Genomic DNA, 18248 nt, shown 5'->3' with positions numbered 1-18248 from the left:
TACAGCATGAATTACAAAGCAGCGATTGTCGCTTTTTGCTCTTCAAGCTTAACAAGAGTCTCTTGGTAACCTTCAAGCTTTTCACGCTCTTTCGCGATAACCGCCTCTGGTGCTTTAGCAACAAAACCTTCGTTACCTAGCTTACCTTCGATACGTTTAATCTCACCTTGAGTCTTTGCGCTTTCTTTGTTTAGACGAGCAAGTTCAGCATCTTTGTCGATAATGCCAGCCATTGGCACCATTAGCTCGGATTTGCCAACGAGTTTCGTTGCGCACGCTGGCGTTGCTTCACCGTCTGCAAGCACTTTAAGTACATCAAGTTTTGCTAGAGAGTTTAGAACAATCTTGTTTGCTTCGATACGAGCAGCGTCTTTTTCATCGGCTACTTTGATCATTACTTCTAAGCCTTGGCTTGGTGCAATGTCGTATTCCGCACGTAGGTTACGAATAGCAGTGATGAAAGTCTTAACCCATTCGATGTCGTCAACGATCTCAGCATTGAAGTTAGCTTCATTAAACTGAGGAAGCGCTTGAGTCATGATTGTCTCGCCTTCAACACCGTCTACTAGCGGCTTGACGCTCTGCCAGATAGATTCAGTGATGTAAGGAAGAACAGGGTGAGCAAGACGTAGTGTCTTCTCAAGAACCGTGATCAACGTGTAACGAGTCGCTTGTTGTTGAGCTTCAGTACCCTTCCAAAGAACAGGTTTAGTTAGCTCTAGGTACCAGTCACAGAATTGGTTCCAGATGAATTCGTAAAGCGTGTTTGCTGCCATGTCTAGACGGTAGTTGTCTAGATGAGCGTTAAACTCTTTCGCTGCAACTTCAAACTGAGATTCAATCCACTTGTCTGCTAGAGAGAATTCCATGTTTGCACGGTCTTCAACAGACAGTGACATGCCACAATCGTGCTCTTCTGTGTTCATCAGTACGTAACGGCTTGCGTTCCATAGCTTGTTACAGAAGTTACGGTAACCTTCAAGACGCTTCATGTCCCAGTTGATGTCACGGCCAGTTGAAGCCATAGCAGCAAGAGTGAAACGCAGTGCATCAGTACCGTATGGTTCGATACCATCTTCGAAAGTCTTACGTGTTGCTTTTTCGATCTTAGCAGCCAGTTTAGGTTGCATCATGTTGCCACAACGCTTTTCTACTAGCTCTTCAAGGCCGATGCCGTCAATCATATCGATTGGGTCAAGTACGTTACCTTTCGACTTAGACATCTTGTCGCCGTTTTCATCACGGATAAGGCCCGTCATGTAAACTGTTTTGAAAGGTACTTGAGCCTTGCCATCTTCGTCTTTCACGAAGTGCATAGTCATCATGATCATACGAGCAACCCAGAAGAAGATAATATCAAAACCAGATACTAGTACTTCTGATGGGTGGAATGTTTTCATTGCTTCAGTATCTTCAGGCCAGCCTTGTGTGCCGAACGTCCAAAGTGCAGAAGAGAACCATGTATCAAGAACGTCGTTGTCTTGCTTAAGAACAATTACCGGTGAAAGGTTGTTCTTTTCACGAACTTCTTCTTCAGTGCGACCTACGTAAACTTTACCATCGTTGTCGTACCATGCTGGGATACGGTGACCCCACCAAAGTTGACGAGAGATACACCAGTCTTGCACGTCACGCATCCACGCGAAGTACATGTTTTCGTACTGCTTAGGTACGAATTGGATCTCACCATCTTCAACGGCTTTAACAGCAGGAGCAGCAAGAGGTGCTGTACGCACATACCATTGGTCAGTCAGCATTGGTTCGATAACCACACCACCACGGTCACCGTAAGGAACGGTTAGATCGTGATCTTTGATCTCTTCAAGTAGGCCTAGTTCATCAAATTCAGCAACCGTTGCACGACGAGCAGCAAAGCGCTCCATACCTTGGTATTTAGCTGGAAGCTCTGTTGAGTACACATCGCTCTCTTCACCGTTAGTTGTGAAGATTTCAGCCGCATCTCGGATATCACCGTTGAACGTTAGGATGTTGATCATTGGTAGGCTATGGCGCTTGCCCACTTCGTAATCGTTGAAATCATGGGCTGGCGTAATTTTTACACAACCTGTGCCTTTATCCATATCCGCGTGCTCATCACCTACAATAGGGATAAGACGGTTTACGATAGGAAGCAGGATTTCTTTACCGATAAGATCTTTGTAGCGAGGATCTTCTGGGTTAACCGCAACGCCGGTATCACCAAGCATGGTTTCAGGACGTGTAGTAGCAACGACGATGTAGTCTTTGCCGTCAGCCGTTTTAACACCGTTCGCTAATGGGTAGCGAAAGTGCCACATGAAACCTTTTTTGTCTTTGTTTTCAACTTCAAGATCAGAAATAGCAGTGTGCAGTTTAGGATCCCAGTTTACTAGACGCTTACCACGGTAGATTAGGTCTTCTTCGTATAGACGAACAAACACTTCTTGAGTCGCAGCCGATAGGCCGTCATCCATAGTGAATCGCTCACGATCCCAATCTACAGAAGCACCAAGACGACGAAGTTGTTGAGTGATCGTGCCACCTGATTCGCCTTTCCATTCCCAGATCTTGTCGATGAAAGCTTCACGGCCGTAGTCGTGTTTTGTTTTGCCTTCTTCAGCGGCGATCTTACGCTCAACAACCATTTGAGTGGCGATACCAGCGTGGTCAGTACCCACTTGCCAAAGAGTATTTTTGCCTTTCATACGTTGAGCACGGATAAGCGTATCCATGATCGTATCTTGGAACGCGTGACCCATGTGTAGGCTGCCAGTGACGTTCGGTGGCGGGATCATGATGCTGTAAGCTTCTTTTGATGTGTCACCGTGTGGCTTAAAGTAGCCTTTCTCTTCCCAAGTCTTATACAGAGCTTGTTCGATTGATGTTGGGTTGTATGTCTTTTCCATAGTGCTCTTATAACGGATACTGTGAATGGTTAATCGTGGTCAAACTTCATAAGTGAAGCTTCTTGAATCTAAATCCAAAGATAGCTTTAACTATGAGGTTTGACTATGGATGTTGAATCTCGATAGTTTGTAGCTGATATCCAGCCTGACGATAAATTTTATACCTTTCTCGAGCGAGTTGCTTAGCTTTTTCTTCGCAAGGAACGAAGTCTATCACCTGAGCAAAGGCGTTCGCAAAGGTTGTATTATTATCGGCCAGATTTATTACCAGTTGGCGATTCCAATTATGTTTTACGCCTTGATAGCCAATTTCGATGTTGGTTGAATACTTTGGGCCTTCGCCAACTAAGTTATGTGCAATAAATTCATTGGGTTCGACCTGCCAGAAAACCTCAGCGATACGTTCGGCATGTTCTTTGTCATTGCAGTTGAGATAAAGTTTAGCGCCTTGTTTAGCAAAGTGCTGAGCAAGAAACAACACATAGCGAGCAAAACCATCTTCGCTGGCTTGCGGGCTGTCTGAAGGCACAATGTAAAACGTGGCAGTCTGCATACTTAACACTCAAAACTTGAACTGAAAATCGTGGATATCAATATTACTTGGTTAACAGGGTCTAACAAATAGCGCTTATTAAAAAAGGGCCCGTAGGCCCTTTTCATTATTTTGAAGATTGCTCTTCAGTCTCTTGGCCGCTGCGGTTCAATAAGAATTGGACTAGCATTGAGACAGGACGACCTGTCGAGCCTTTCGCTGCACCTGACTTCCACGCAGTACCTGCACTGTCGATGTGAGCCCAGTGGTACTTCTTAGTGAATTTAGACAGGAAACAACCTGCGGTGATAGTACCGCCAGGGCGGCCACCGATGTTTGCCATATCAGCAAACGGACTGTTCAGCTGCTCATGGTACTCGTCTGCCATAGGTAGACGCCATGCGCGGTCACTTGCTTGCTCTGAAGCATTAACAAGTTCATGAGACAGTGGGTTGTGGTTAGATAGAACGCCACTGATGTGGTGACCTAGAGCGATAACACATGCACCAGTTAGCGTAGCAACATCGACAACACAATCTGGTTCAAAGCGCTCAACGTAAGTTAGGGCATCACATAGAACCAAGCGACCTTCTGCATCAGTATTTAATACTTCAACGGTTTGGCCTGACATGGTTGTTAGAATGTCACCTGGGCGGTAAGCATTGCTACCAGGCATGTTTTCACAGCCCGCAAGGATACCTACAACGTTGATTGGCAAGTTAAGTTTCGCCAGTGCTTTCATTGTGCCGAATACAGATGCAGCACCACACATGTCGTACTTCATCTCATCCATGCCTTCACCAGGCTTAAGCGAGATACCGCCTGAATCGAAAGTAAGACCTTTACCGACTAGAACGATAGGTTTTGCATTTGGGTCAGCAGCGCCTTTGTATTCCATGATAGACATCATAGATTCGTTCTTAGAGCCACGGCCTACAGCTAAGTATGAAGTCATACCCAGCTTTTCCATCTCTTCTTCACCGATGATCTTAGTCTTTACTGTCTCATAATCGTCAGCTAAACGACGAGCTTGAGAAGCTAGGTAAGCAGGGTTTGCGATGTTTGGTGGCATGTTGCCAAGATCTTTAGATGCTTTCACACCTGAAGCAATAGCAAGACCATGAGAAATCGCTTTTTCGCCAAGGCTTAGCTCGCGACGAGTTGGTACGTTGAAGACCAATTTACGCAATGGACGACGAGTCTCTGGTTTGTTGCTCTTAAATTGGTCGAATGTGTAAAGACCATCTTTAGTCGCTTCTACCGCTTGACGAACTTTCCAGTAAGTGTCGCGACCTTTAACGTGAAGTTCTGTAAGGAAACATACTGCTTCCATAGAACCAGTTTCGTTTAGTGTGCTGATGGTTTTTTGGATAATTTCTTTGTATTGACGCTCGCCTAGCTCACGTTCTTTACCACAGCCTACCAGTAGAACACGTTCTGAAAGTACACCAGGTACTTGATGCAGTAGCAGCATCTGGCCAGGTTTACCCTCTAGATCACCGCGACGAAGCAGTGAACTAATGTAGCCATCGCTAATCTTATCTAATTGCTCGGCTACTGGAGAAAGGCGGCGCGGTTCGAATACACCGACAACGATACATGCGCTGCGCTGTTTCTCTGGGCTGCCACTTTTTACACTGAACTCCATGCGTACTCCTACATCCTGAAGACAAATCGAACTAAATGTTAGATAATGGGTTCTTACTTGTTGGATCCTATAATGGAACTAACCTTAAAGAAGAACGCTAACACTTAGCTAAAAATTTAAAAAAATAAAAGGTTCAACGGGAAATTATAGTGATTCAATCAAAAAAACAAGTTTTGTATAGGTAATTTGAGCGTGATTATTGTTAGATATTTGATCCGCGAGACAATCAAGAGCCAATTTGCGATCTTTTTTGTTCTCTTTCTCGTGTTTCTCAGCCAAAAATTCATCAGTGTTTTAGCGGACGCCTCTGATGGTGATATTCCTGCGAGCCTCATATTGTCGATTGTTGGTCTAAATATGCCAGCGATGGGTTTATTGATGCTTCCACTCAGTATCTATATTGGTATTTTGCTTACTTTTGGCCGTCTTTACGCTGAAAGTGAAATAGTCGTAATGAACGCAACGGGTATTGGTAATAAATTCCTTATCCAATCTGCGCTTTATTTGGCTTTAATTACTGCATCTGTTGCTGCCTTCAACTCATTTTGGTTGTCTCCTTGGTCGCAAGATAAAGTTGAACAAATGTATGAAGAGATGGCTGCAGAAAACAGTGTTGATTTACTTCCGAAAGGTAAGTTTGAAGGTACGCCGGATGGTTCTTCTGTCGTTTTCATTGATGATATCGACGGTAATAAGTTAGAAAATGTGTTCGTTGCTCAAATGCGCCCACGTGATTCGGTATTGCCTAGTGTGATGTTTTCTAAGTCGGGTGATGTCAAAGAACTGAGCGATGGTCGCCAAGTCATCGTTATGTATGACGGCACTCGTCATGAAGGGGTTCCGACACGTCTTGATTATATGGTGACGCACTTTGAAGAGTACGAAGGCTTAATTGGTCAGCGTGAAGTTGAGAAAAAAGGTCGAGATTGGGAAGCCATTCCTACATTCGAACTGATTGGTCACCCAGAAAACAGTGCGAAAGCGGAATTGCAGTGGCGAATTTCTTTGGTGCTTTGTATCCCATTGTTGACCATGCTTGTAGTGCCACTGTCTGCGGTAAACCCTCGACAGGGTCGTTTCGCTAAAATTGGTCCAGCAATCCTTATTTACCTAACCTATTTCTTAGCAATCAGTGCAACCAAATCTTCGATTGAAGAAGGGAGTATCCCAGCGGTAGTCGGCATGTGGCCAATTAATGCGTTATTGTTATTTGTCGCAATTGGTGCAAACTTTATGGATAGCGTGCCAGTAAGGCGTTTAAAAGAAAAATTCAAGAATAAAAGGTTAGCTTAAGCCGTGTTTAAGATTCTCGATTTATATATAGGCAGAACCATCATCGCAACGACGTCACTGGTATTGGTGACGTTTGTTGGTCTTTCTGGAATTATCAAGTATGTAGAGCAGCTGAGAAAAGTTGGTCGTGGTACCTATGATCTACTACAAGCACTGTATTTCGTTTTATTGAGTGTCCCTCGTGATATCGAAATGTTCTTTCCAATGGCTGCATTACTTGGTGCGTTGATTGGACTGGGTATGCTTGCTGCGAGTTCCGAACTGGTGGTAATGCAGGCGGCGGGTTTCTCTAAATTAGATATTGGCCTATCGGTACTCAAAACCGCTATTCCACTAATGATAGTGGTGACTCTTCTTGGTCAGTGGGGAGCGCCCCAAGCACAGAAGATGGCTCGTGACTTAAGAACTATATCGATTGCTGGTGGTAATATTATCTCTACCCAAAGTGGGGTTTGGGCGCGTGATGCCAATGACTTTATCTTCATTGTCAAAATAGACGATGAGAAGTTATATGGTATGAATATGTGGCGCTTTGATGAGAACAAGGCTCTGAAAACGGCTATATATTCAAAAGAAGTCGATTACGTTGGAAACAACGTTTGGACTATGAACGATGTCGAGATTACGTCTTTCGAAAATGATCTTCAGATTACCAAAGAAAGCTTACCAACTTATACTTGGGAAACATCACTCGCTCCGGATAAGCTTGCGATCGTGACGGTTAAACCAGAAGAGCTGTCTTTAAGTGGGTTGTACGATTATGTTTCCTACCTTAAAGCCTCGGAGCAAGATGCATCACGCTATGAACTCGCCTTATGGAGAAAGATAACTCAGCCGATTTCGATAGCGGTCATGATGTTGATGGCATTGTCGTTTATCTTTGGCCCATTACGAAGTGTGACTATGGGAGCAAGGATTCTTTCGGGGGTTATTGCAGGTTTTACCTTCTATATATCCAGTGAGTTCTTTGGTCCGGTCAGTTTGGTTTATCAAATACCACCGGCCTTTGGTGCGCTAGCCCCTAGCGTGGTATTCCTCGGAATCGCCGTAATGCTCTTGAGGCGGAAACTGTAAATAGAAAAAAGGAAGGCATAACACCTTCCTTTTTTGATCTTGACTGTAGCAAGTTTGATCGCGTTATCGTGCTTGTGGTAACACTACTACTTCGGTCTTCGCCCAGATGTCGTGAAAGCCACGCTTCTGAGGATCGAATGGAACACATAAGTTTGCTAATCCAAATCCTGAAGTACCTAAGCGAATCAGAGCTTGGGTTACAGTAATAGCGGAGCCATCTTTGTTTTGAATGCGCAGTTTCCAAGCTCGCATGCCTAGCGTTTGACCTGCTCTTGTCCAAAAGAACACAAAGAAGTACACCCAAACTACGACCAAGTAAAAGGTATATGCAGGGCTCCAAATCGGGTGGTTGCTCAAGAAGTCACTAACATCGGCATAACCGCTATGGTTAAAAACGCCAAGTGCCATGAGCGCATGCAGCAGAGCGACAATGACGCCAGCCGCCAGCATCTCAATAGCGATTACGATAAGGGCGTCATAGAACAAGGCACCAAATCGGCGCATTACTCCTGCTGGTGGCATTGTGTTTGTTGATGTCATGGTGTTATTACTTCTTCAAAAATTTAGGCGTCAGAATATAGTCTAAGGCCTGGCGTGAAAAGAGACATGACGCACAGCTTATGACTTAGTGGCGAAATTATCGGCAAACACACATGAATTCAAGTTTTTATACTTGCCACATCAGTTCGCATACGTATAATGCCAGACATCGAAAGGGCAATGCCCCAAGATAATGCCGGTATGGTGAAATTGGTATACACGACGGATTCAAAATCCGTTGCCTTCGGGCGTGGCGGTTCAAGTCCGCCTACCGGTACCAAACATAGAAAGGTCGCTTTTATAGCGACCTTTCGTCGTTTTGGGCGTGTGTGAATTCCTAACCCAGCGTGTCGGCTTGGATGCAAGCCCAGTCAAGTCGCCTACCTGTACAATATTTAAATGACAAAGCCTCGACTCAAGTCGGGGCTTTGTTGTATCTGGAGAGCAGAAAACGTTGCCTTCGCTGTGGCGGCAGGGATGCCTGTCCAATCAGTCCGTCTAGCCAGTACCAAATATAGAAAGATTGCTTTTATAGCGACCTTTCGTCGTTTTGGGCGTTTGTGAATTCCTAACCCAGCGTGTCGGCTTGGATGCAAGCCCAGTCAAGTCGCCTACATGTACCATATTTAAATGACAAAGCCTCGACTCAAGTCGGGGCTTTGTTGTATCTGGAGAACAGAAAACGTTGCCTTCGTTGTGGCGGCAGGAATGCCTGTCCAATCAGTCAGATCTTTATGTTTCATCCCGAAATTTCACCGTTTCCTTTCGTAGTTCAACTTCTTAGTAAATTAATCACCTTAAATCAGAATGTTACCTATCATTCTCTCTTCTATTGTCTATGTTTAAAGAAATAGCAGAGGAGAGAGATATGCTGACAGTAACCCCTTATTTGTTTTTTGATGGCCGTTGTAATGAAGCGTTGGATTTTTACCATAAGTGTTTTGGCGGTGTGGTTTTATCGAAACAACTTTTTAGTGATGCGCCACAAGTAATAGAGGGAGCTCAACCTGATTGGATTATGCATGCTGAGTTTGAAGCGTTTGGTATGAAGCTGATGATGTCTGATGGTGTTAAAGCGAAAGAGCTCGAAGGTAACAACCTCGCTCTCTCCCTTGTTACTGAGGATACCGCGACTCAAGAGCAAATCTTTGAAAACCTGAAGCAAGGTGGGCGAATAATGACACCTTTAGCGGATACGTTTTGGGGAGCTCGGTTTGGCAAAGTGGAAGATAAGTTCGGCATACGTTGGATGGTGCACTGTGATTCTTTAAGTTGAACCTGTGAAATTGGATAGTGAAATTGCTGCTCGGTTTTATTAGAATTATAAATAGAGATTATTGATCAATATTATATATAAAAATGGGCAGCATAAAGATTACCGTAGATCGCATTCAGCCCGGTCTACATGTACGACTCCCAGTAAAATGGAATGAACACCCATTTCTACTTAACAGCTTTAAAATCAAAGATGACGCTCAAGTACAAGTAATTCGACATCTTGGGATTAAGCACGTCTATATAAATCCGAACCAAAGCGATACATCACCTTTACCCGTTAATCATGTGAGCGAACAAGACCTTGATACTGATTTACAAGTAAGTCTTGAAGCCGAAAGAATGTGGAAAGATAAGCATGAGCGTATCGAAACTCTAAGCTCTTACCGTCGTAGGGTGAGTCATTGCGAGAAAGAGTTCGAACGTTCGCTTGCCCGAATGCGTTCTGTGATGACCAAAATCCGTAATCGCCCATTAGATGCGGTAGGGGAGGTTAAAGCTCTTGTTGATGATATTGTTGAAACGCTAGTGAGTGACGATAACGTAACCTTGCATCTCATGAATGCAAAAGCTGACTTTGAAGACATTTACTTCCATACATTAAATGTCTCTGTTGTTGCGTTAATGATTGGTAAAGCAAAAGGCTACAATACGCAACAGTTGAAAGACCTTTCATTTGCCGCGTTGTTTCACGATATAGGTAAAATAAAGATACCCGTAGCGATACTAAGAAAGCAGGCAGCTTTGACTGTGCCAGAGGCGAATTATCTCAAACTTCATACTAAGTATGGGGTAGATATAGTCACGGCTATTGAGGGTTTTCCTGACAGTGCGAAGAGAGTTATTGGTCAGCATCACGAAATGAATGACGGTTCGGGTTATCCAGAAGGCTTAACTGAAGATGGTATAGATGAGTTTGCAAAAATAGTCACGGTAGCAAATGCATTTGATAACCTTTGCCACAGTAAAGCGCAATCCCAGCAGAAGATCCCTTACTTAGCACTCTCTCATTTATATAAGAACTGCAAACACCTATATAGTCAGGATAACTTGAGTCTGTTAGTCAAGTTTATGGGAGTGTACCCACCGGGCACTGTCGTGCAGCTTTCAAATGAATCAATTGGAATAGTGATTTCAGTTAATGCTAAACACATGCTTTACCCGAATGTACTGATCTATGATCCTAGCGTGCCAAGAACCCAAGCCCCGATCATTGACCTCTTTAGTAAAGAGATAAAAATTGTCAATGCAGTTCATCCAAGTAAGTTACCGGAACAAGTTAGAGAATATCTAAACCCTAGGGCTCGTTTATCTTACTTTTTTGATAATGGTGAGTAGTTATCCACAGGGTGTTGTGGGTAATTTGTTCGAAACTTGGGTTGAAAGTGGTATAAATAAGCCCTTGGTTGAAATGTCTTCGCTTAACCTCTTTTTTCAATAAAAAACGCATTTAATGCTTGCCAATAAGAGCTGCATCTCTATAATGCCGCCTCACTGACACGGCAGACGCCACAAGGCTTCAGCGCAGAATGTTGGTAAGGCAACTAGCTTAAAGCGTTTAATCGCTCCTACTTTTTAAAAGTAGAAATTAATTCCCAATAAGTGTTTGACACTGAGAATTAAAACGCTAGAATGGCCGTCCACTTAGAGAGGCTCCTTACTTAAAAAGGAACGCTCAACAAGTGAAGCTCTTTAACAATTTAAACCTATCAATCTGTGTGGGCACTCGTTGATGAATATCAAAACGTTTTATCCTTTGGATAAAACAGTTACTTCGGTAACAAATTGATTTCAATGAACTGAGTGACCAATACGTCTAACGACTTTCTCTTGTAGAAAGAAATTATTCGGCACAGTCAATTCATTACCATTCTGTTGGAATGGTAATAGCTTTAGAATTACATGTTTACTTCGGTAAATATTAGTTTTGAAGTCAGTATTCGTTGAGTCACAAAATCTTAAATTGAAGAGTTTGATCATGGCTCAGATTGAACGCTGGCGGCAGGCCTAACACATGCAAGTCGAGCGGAAACGACACTAACAATCCTTCGGGTGCGTTAATGGGCGTCGAGCGGCGGACGGGTGAGTAATGCCTAGGAAATTGCCTTGATGTGGGGGATAACCATTGGAAACGATGGCTAATACCGCATAATGCCTACGGGCCAAAGAGGGGGACCTTCGGGCCTCTCGCGTCAAGATATGCCTAGGTGGGATTAGCTAGTTGGTGAGGTAATGGCTCACCAAGGCGACGATCCCTAGCTGGTCTGAGAGGATGATCAGCCACACTGGAACTGAGACACGGTCCAGACTCCTACGGGAGGCAGCAGTGGGGAATATTGCACAATGGGCGAAAGCCTGATGCAGCCATGCCGCGTGTATGAAGAAGGCCTTCGGGTTGTAAAGTACTTTCAGTTGTGAGGAAGGGTGTGTAGTTAATAGCTGCGCATCTTGACGTTAGCAACAGAAGAAGCACCGGCTAACTCCGTGCCAGCAGCCGCGGTAATACGGAGGGTGCGAGCGTTAATCGGAATTACTGGGCGTAAAGCGCATGCAGGTGGTTCATTAAGTCAGATGTGAAAGCCCGGGGCTCAACCTCGGAACTGCATTTGAAACTGGTGAACTAGAGTGCTGTAGAGGGGGGTAGAATTTCAGGTGTAGCGGTGAAATGCGTAGAGATCTGAAGGAATACCAGTGGCGAAGGCGGCCCCCTGGACAGACACTGACACTCAGATGCGAAAGCGTGGGGAGCAAACAGGATTAGATACCCTGGTAGTCCACGCCGTAAACGATGTCTACTTGGAGGTTGTGGCCTTGAGCCGTGGCTTTCGGAGCTAACGCGTTAAGTAGACCGCCTGGGGAGTACGGTCGCAAGATTAAAACTCAAATGAATTGACGGGGGCCCGCACAAGCGGTGGAGCATGTGGTTTAATTCGATGCAACGCGAAGAACCTTACCTACTCTTGACATCCAGAGAAGCCAGCGGAGACGCAGGTGTGCCTTCGGGAGCTCTGAGACAGGTGCTGCATGGCTGTCGTCAGCTCGTGTTGTGAAATGTTGGGTTAAGTCCCGCAACGAGCGCAACCCTTATCCTTGTTTGCCAGCGAGTAATGTCGGGAACTCCAGGGAGACTGCCGGTGATAAACCGGAGGAAGGTGGGGACGACGTCAAGTCATCATGGCCCTTACGAGTAGGGCTACACACGTGCTACAATGGCGCATACAGAGGGCAGCAAGCTAGCGATAGTGAGCGAATCCCAAAAAGTGCGTCGTAGTCCGGATTGGAGTCTGCAACTCGACTCCATGAAGTCGGAATCGCTAGTAATCGTGAATCAGAATGTCACGGTGAATACGTTCCCGGGCCTTGTACACACCGCCCGTCACACCATGGGAGTGGGCTGCAAAAGAAGTGGGTAGTTTAACCTTTCGGGGAGGACGCTCACCACTTTGTGGTTCATGACTGGGGTGAAGTCGTAACAAGGTAGCCCTAGGGGAACCTGGGGCTGGATCACCTCCTTATACGAAGATAGTCACGATGAGTGTCCACACAGATTGATGGTTTAGATTTAGTTAAAGCCAGAGCTTTAATTAATAACGTAAGTTATTGATTAAAGCTTTTTGCTTTATGCTCTTTAACAATTTGGAAAGCTGACTGATTAACTGACTTACGAGTCATGTTAATCAAATTTAAAAGTTCTCAATGTTTATCTTTCATTAGGTAAACACAACAAACACATTCAAGTGTCTTGTATTCGAATCAATGTTTACATTGATTCACAATTGAGTCCGGCAAACAGTTATCAAGAATTAACCCTTCTTGATGACAACCAAAAACCTTGGTTAGTTGCCATACGCTAAGACCCTTTCGGGTTGTATGGTTAAGTGACTAAGCGTACACGGTGGATGCCTTGGCAGTCAGAGGCGATGAAAGGCGTAATAACTTGCGATAAGCCCAGATTAGGTAGTAATAACCTTTTGAGTCTGGGATTCCTGAATGGGGAAACCCACTTGCATAAGCAAGTATCCTGTTGTGAATACATAGCAACAGGAGGCAAACCGGGGGAACTGAAACATCTAAGTACCCCGAGGAAGAGAAATCAACCGAGATTCCGAAAGTAGCGGCGAGCGAAATTGGATTAGCCCTTAAGCTTTTAATGATGCAGGTGAAGAGTCTGGAAAGTCTCGCAATAAAGGGTGATAGCCCCGTAACCGACACATCATAATCAGTGAAAACGAGTAGGGCGGGACACGTGATATCCTGTCTGAATATGGGGGGACCATCCTCCAAGGCTAAATACTACTGACTGACCGATAGTGAACCAGTACCGTGAGGGAAAGGCGAAAAGAACCCCTGTGAGGGGAGTGAAATAGAACCTGAAACCGTGTACGTACAAGCAGTAGGAGCACCTTCGTGGTGTGACTGCGTACCTTTTGTATAATGGGTCAGCGACTTAATTTTAGTAGCAAGGTTAACCGTTTAGGGGAGCCGTAGGGAAACCGAGTCTTAACTGGGCGTACAGTTGCTAGGATTAGACCCGAAACCAGGTGATCTAGCCATGGGCAGGTTGAAGGTTGAGTAACATCAACTGGAGGACCGAACCGACTAATGTTGAAAAATTAGCGGATGACTTGTGGCTAGGGGTGAAAGGCCAATCAAACCTGGAGATAGCTGGTTCTCCCCGAAAGCTATTTAGGTAGCGCCTCGGACGAATACTACTGGGGGTAGAGCACTGTTAAGGCTAGGGGGTCATCCCGACTTACCAACCCTTTGCAAACTCCGAATACCAGTAAGTACTATCCGGGAGACACACGGCGGGTGCTAACGTCCGTCGTGGAGAGGGAAACAACCCAGACCGCCAGCTAAGGTCCCAAAGTATAGCTAAGTGGGAAACGATGTGGGAAGGCTCAGACAGCCAGGATGTTGGCTTAGAAGCAGCCATCATTTAAAGAAAGCGTAATAGCTCACTGGTCGAGTCGGCCTGCGCGGAAGATGTAACGGGGCTAAGCTATACACCGAAGCTGCGGCTACGTACCTTAGGGTATGTGGGGTAGGGGAGCGTTCTGTAAGCCGTTGAAGGTGTGCTGTAAGGCATGCTGGAGGTATCAGAAGTGCGAATGCTGACATGAGTAACGATAAAGGGAGTGAAAAACTCCCTCGCCGGAAGACCAAGGGTTCCTGTCCAACGTTAATCGGGGCAGGGTAAGTCGACTCCTAAGGCGAGGCCGAAAGGCGTAGTCGATGGGAAACGGGTTAATATTCCCGTACTTCTTACAATTGCGATGGGGGGACGGAGAAGGCTAGGTGGGCCTGGCGACGGTTGTCCAGGTTCAAGTATGTAGGCGGAAAGTTTAGGTAAATCCGGACTTTCATTAACGCTGAGATACGATGTCGAGCTACTACGGTAGTGAAGTCATTGATGCCATGCTTCCAGGAAAAGCCTCTAAGCTTCAGATTGTAAGGAATCGTACCCCAAACCGACACAGGTGGTCGGGTAGAGAATACCAAGGCGCTTGAGAGAACTCGGGTGAAGGAACTAGGCAAAATGGTACCGTAACTTCGGGAGAAGGTACGCTCTTATCAGTGAAGTCCCTTGCGGATGGAGCAGACGAGAGTCGCAGATACCAGGTGGCTGCAACTGTTTATTAAAAACACAGCACTGTGCAAAATCGTAAGATGACGTATACGGTGTGACGCCTGCCCGGTGCCGGAAGGTTAATTGATGGGGTTAGACTTCGGTCGAAGCTCTTGATCGAAGCCCCGGTAAACGGCGGCCGTAACTATAACGGTCCTAAGGTAGCGAAATTCCTTGTCGGGTAAGTTCCGACCTGCACGAATGGCGTAATGATGGCCACGCTGTCTCCACCCGAGACTCAGTGAAATTGAAATCGCTGTGAAGATGCAGTGTACCCGCGGCTAGACGGAAAGACCCCGTGAACCTTTACTACAGCTTGGCACTGAACATTGAACCTACATGTGTAGGATAGGTGGGAGACTATGAAATTGCGTCGCTAGATGTGATGGAGTCGTCCTTGAAATACCACCCTTGTAGTTTTGATGTTCTAACGTTGGCCCCTGAATCGGGGTTACGGACAGTGCCTGGTGGGTAGTTTGACTGGGGCGGTCTCCTCCCAAAGAGTAACGGAGGAGCACGAAGGTGGGCTAAACACGGTTGGACATCGTGTGGTTAGTGCAATGGCATAAGCCCGCTTGACTGCGAGAATGACAATTCGAGCAGGTGCGAAAGCAGGTCATAGTGATCCGGTGGTTCTGAATGGAAGGGCCATCGCTCAACGGATAAAAGGTACTCCGGGGATAACAGGCTGATACCGCCCAAGAGTTCATATCGACGGCGGTGTTTGGCACCTCGATGTCGGCTCATCACATCCTGGGGCTGAAGTCGGTCCCAAGGGTATGGCTGTTCGCCATTTAAAGTGGTACGCGAGCTGGGTTTAGAACGTCGTGAGACAGTTCGGTCCCTATCTGCCGTGGGCGTTGGAAAATTGAAAGGGGCTGCTCCTAGTACGAGAGGACCGGAGTGGACGAACCTCTGGTGTTCGGGTTGTCATGCCAATGGCATTGCCCGGTAGCTAAGTTCGGAATCGATAACCGCTGAAAGCATCTAAGCGGGAAGCGAGCCTTGAGATGAGTTTTCCCTGGCACTATAAGTGTCCTAAAGGGTTGTCGTAGACTACGACGTTGATAGGCAGGGTGTGTAAGTGCTGCGAGGCATTGAGCTAACCTGTACTAATTGCCCGTGAGGCTTAACCATACAACACCCAAGGGGTTTTGTGGACTCAGAAGTACCAGACCTTGAATGAGTTTGAAGAGAAATAACTTTTAGATTAGCTTTCCGAATTTTAAAATTTGCTTGGCGACCATAGCATTGTGGACCCACCTGATTCCATGCCGAACTCAGAAGTGAAACACAATAGCGCCGATGGTAGTGTGGGGCTTCCCCATGTGAGAGTAGGACATCGCCAGGCTTTAATTTCGACTTTGTCTATTTAATAGACAAGTCACCATAGAGTTCTAAGTTTCTTAGAGTTTTATGTTGACTTTCAAAGTGGAAAGCGTATTATACGCGTCCTGCTTAAGTGCTAAGGCACTGAAAGCGTTCTCTTTTTAGAGAACACGCTCTTTAACAATTTAAACCTATCAATCTGTGTGGGCACTCGTTGATGAATATCAAAACGTTTTATCTTCCCTTTTATTAAGAGAAGTAAAACAGTTACTTCGGTAACACAATGATTTCAATGAACTGAGTGACCAATACGAATAATTACTTTCTATATAGAGGGGGGTTATTTGGCACAGTCAATTCATTACCATTCTGTTGGAATGGTAATAGCTTTAAAATTACATAGTAGTTTTGAAGTCAGTATTCGTTGAGTCACAAAATCTTAAATTGAAGAGTTTGATCATGGCTCAGATTGAACGCTGGCGGCAGGCCTAACACATGCAAGTCGAGCGGAAACGACAACATTGAATCTTCGGAGGATTTGTTGGGCGTCGAGCGGCGGACGGGTGAGTAATGCCTAGGAAATTGCCTTGATGTGGGGGATAACCATTGGAAACGATGGCTAATACCGCATAATGCCTACGGGCCAAAGAGGGGGATCTTCGGACCTCTCGCGTCAAGATATGCCTAGGTGGGATTAGCTAGTTGGTGAGGTAATGGCTCACCAAGGCGACGATCCCTAGCTGGTCTGAGAGGATGATCAGCCACACTGGAACTGAGACACGGTCCAGACTCCTACGGGAGGCAGCAGTGGGGAATATTGCACAATGGGCGAAAGCCTGATGCAGCCATGCCGCGTGTATGAAGAAGGCCTTCGGGTTGTAAAGTACTTTCAGTTGTGAGGAAGGGTGTGTAGTTAATAGCTGCGCATCTTGACGTTAGCAACAGAAGAAGCACCGGCTAACTCCGTGCCAGCAGCCGCGGTAATACGGAGGGTGCGAGCGTTAATCGGAATTACTGGGCGTAAAGCGCATGCAGGTGGTTCATTAAGTCAGATGTGAAAGCCCGGGGCTCAACCTCGGAACTGCATTTGAAACTGGTGAACTAGAGTGCTGTAGAGGGGGGTAGAATTTCAGGTGTAGCGGTGAAATGCGTAGAGATCTGAAGGAATACCAGTGGCGAAGGCGGCCCCCTGGACAGACACTGACACTCAGATGCGAAAGCGTGGGGAGCAAACAGGATTAGATACCCTGGTAGTCCACGCCGTAAACGATGTCTACTTGGAGGTTGTGGCCTTGAGCCGTGGCTTTCGGAGCTAACGCGTTAAGTAGACCGCCTGGGGAGTACGGTCGCAAGATTAAAACTCAAATGAATTGACGGGGGCCCGCACAAGCGGTGGAGCATGTGGTTTAATTCGATGCAACGCGAAGAACCTTACCTACTCTTGACATCCAGAGAAGCCAGCGGAGACGCAGGTGTGCCTTCGGGAGCTCTGAGACAGGTGCTGCATGGCTGTCGTCAGCTCGTGTTGTGAAATGTTGGGTTAAGTCCCGCAACGAGCGCAACCCTTATCCTTGTTTGCCAGCGAGTAATGTCGGGAACTCCAGGGAGACTGCCGGTGATAAACCGGAGGAAGGTGGGGACGACGTCAAGTCATCATGGCCCTTACGAGTAGGGCTACACACGTGCTACAATGGCGCATACAGAGGGCAGCAAGCTAGCGATAGTGAGCGAATCCCAAAAAGTGCGTCGTAGTCCGGATTGGAGTCTGCAACTCGACTCCATGAAGTCGGAATCGCTAGTAATCGTGAATCAGAATGTCACGGTGAATACGTTCCCGGGCCTTGTACACACCGCCCGTCACACCATGGGAGTGGGCTGCAAAAGAAGTGGGTAGTTTAACCTTTCGGGGAGGACGCTCACCACTTTGTGGTTCATGACTGGGGTGAAGTCGTAACAAGGTAGCCCTAGGGGAACCTGGGGCTGGATCACCTCCTTATACGAAGATACCACGATGAGTGTCCACACAGATTGATTAGGTTTAGA

At 46.1% G+C, this 18248-nt stretch carries 8 protein-coding genes, 1 tRNA gene and 4 rRNA genes; 9 read left to right on the top strand and 4 right to left on the bottom strand.

Annotated elements, in window-relative coordinates; all coding sequences use genetic code 11:
• Nucleotides 1–11: 11 nt before the first annotated feature.
• The 3 genes from AC3CID_RS13730 to pepA form a co-directional block, all read right to left on the bottom strand.
• The gene (locus AC3CID_RS13730) at nt 12–2885 is read right to left on the bottom strand and encodes a valine--tRNA ligase (protein ID WP_488526674.1); all 2874 of its coding nucleotides are present in this window, start codon (nt 2883–2885) and stop codon (nt 12–14) included.
• Between the two features lie 103 nt (nt 2886–2988).
• On the bottom strand, nt 2989–3438 hold the full coding sequence (locus AC3CID_RS13725) for a DNA polymerase III subunit chi (RefSeq protein ID WP_054548291.1): 450 nt from the start codon (nt 3436–3438) through the stop codon (nt 2989–2991).
• A gap of 106 nt (nt 3439–3544) precedes the next feature.
• Nucleotides 3545–5065 (bottom strand): leucyl aminopeptidase, encoded by a 1521-nt coding sequence (pepA, locus tag AC3CID_RS13720; protein ID WP_004735335.1) that lies wholly within the window; start codon nt 5063–5065, stop codon nt 3545–3547.
• A 192-nt stretch (nt 5066–5257) separates the two neighbouring features.
• Here pepA and lptF point away from each other — a divergent pair, with 192 nt between their 5' ends.
• A complete protein-coding gene (lptF, locus tag AC3CID_RS13715; RefSeq protein ID WP_488526673.1) occupies nt 5258–6358 on the top strand; it encodes an LPS export ABC transporter permease LptF in 1101 nt (366 codons plus the stop codon).
• A gap of 3 nt (nt 6359–6361) precedes the next feature.
• Nucleotides 6362–7432, top strand: coding sequence for an LPS export ABC transporter permease LptG (gene lptG, locus AC3CID_RS13710; protein WP_428783870.1), 1071 nt, complete (start codon nt 6362–6364; stop codon nt 7430–7432).
• 63 nt (nt 7433–7495) lie between these two features.
• Here the strand turns inward: lptG and AC3CID_RS13705 are convergent, their stop codons facing one another.
• Nucleotides 7496–7972, bottom strand: coding sequence for an RDD family protein (locus AC3CID_RS13705; protein WP_017083738.1), 477 nt, complete (start codon nt 7970–7972; stop codon nt 7496–7498).
• A 195-nt stretch (nt 7973–8167) separates the two neighbouring features.
• Between AC3CID_RS13705 and AC3CID_RS13700 the strand changes: the two genes are divergently transcribed.
• The 7 genes from AC3CID_RS13700 to AC3CID_RS13670 all read left to right on the top strand — a co-directional run bounded on the left by AC3CID_RS13700 (nt 8168) and on the right by AC3CID_RS13670 (nt 18201).
• Nucleotides 8168–8252, top strand: a tRNA-Leu gene (locus AC3CID_RS13700).
• A gap of 588 nt (nt 8253–8840) precedes the next feature.
• Nucleotides 8841–9248, top strand: coding sequence for a VOC family protein (locus AC3CID_RS13695; protein ID WP_004735357.1), 408 nt, complete (start codon nt 8841–8843; stop codon nt 9246–9248).
• A gap of 83 nt (nt 9249–9331) precedes the next feature.
• On the top strand, nt 9332–10585 hold the full coding sequence (locus AC3CID_RS13690; protein ID WP_488526672.1) for a cyclic di-GMP phosphodiesterase: 1254 nt from the start codon (nt 9332–9334) through the stop codon (nt 10583–10585).
• A 622-nt stretch (nt 10586–11207) separates the two neighbouring features.
• Nucleotides 11208–12762 (top strand): 16S ribosomal RNA (locus AC3CID_RS13685).
• A 357-nt stretch (nt 12763–13119) separates the two neighbouring features.
• A 23S ribosomal RNA gene (locus tag AC3CID_RS13680) occupies nt 13120–16013 on the top strand.
• 98 nt (nt 16014–16111) lie between these two features.
• Nucleotides 16112–16227, top strand: a 5S ribosomal RNA gene (gene rrf, locus AC3CID_RS13675).
• Nucleotides 16228–16646: 419 nt separating this feature from the next.
• Nucleotides 16647–18201, top strand: a 16S ribosomal RNA gene (locus AC3CID_RS13670).
• Together the 16S, 23S and 5S rRNA genes form the textbook arrangement of a ribosomal RNA operon.
• Nucleotides 18202–18248: the final 47 nt, after the last annotated feature.

This window comes from Vibrio sp. QJM3NY_21 (assembly GCF_057785975.1).
This window is presented reverse-complemented; position numbering and strand designations above follow the sequence as displayed.

Excerpts from the sequence above, each read along its gene's own strand:
- AC3CID_RS13730 (WP_488526674.1), bottom strand. The coding sequence starts at position 2,885 with ATGGAAAAGACATACAACCCAACATCAATCGAACAAGCTCTGTATAAG.
- AC3CID_RS13725 (WP_054548291.1), bottom strand. The coding sequence starts at position 3,438 with ATGCAGACTGCCACGTTTTACATTGTGCCTTCAGACAGCCCGCAAGCC.
- pepA (WP_004735335.1), bottom strand. The coding sequence starts at position 5,065 with ATGGAGTTCAGTGTAAAAAGTGGCAGCCCAGAGAAACAGCGCAGCGCA.
- AC3CID_RS13705 (WP_017083738.1), bottom strand. The coding sequence starts at position 7,972 with ATGACATCAACAAACACAATGCCACCAGCAGGAGTAATGCGCCGATTT.
- AC3CID_RS13695 (WP_004735357.1), top strand. The coding sequence starts at position 8,841 with ATGCTGACAGTAACCCCTTATTTGTTTTTTGATGGCCGTTGTAATGAA.
- AC3CID_RS13690 (WP_488526672.1), top strand. The coding sequence starts at position 9,332 with ATGGGCAGCATAAAGATTACCGTAGATCGCATTCAGCCCGGTCTACAT.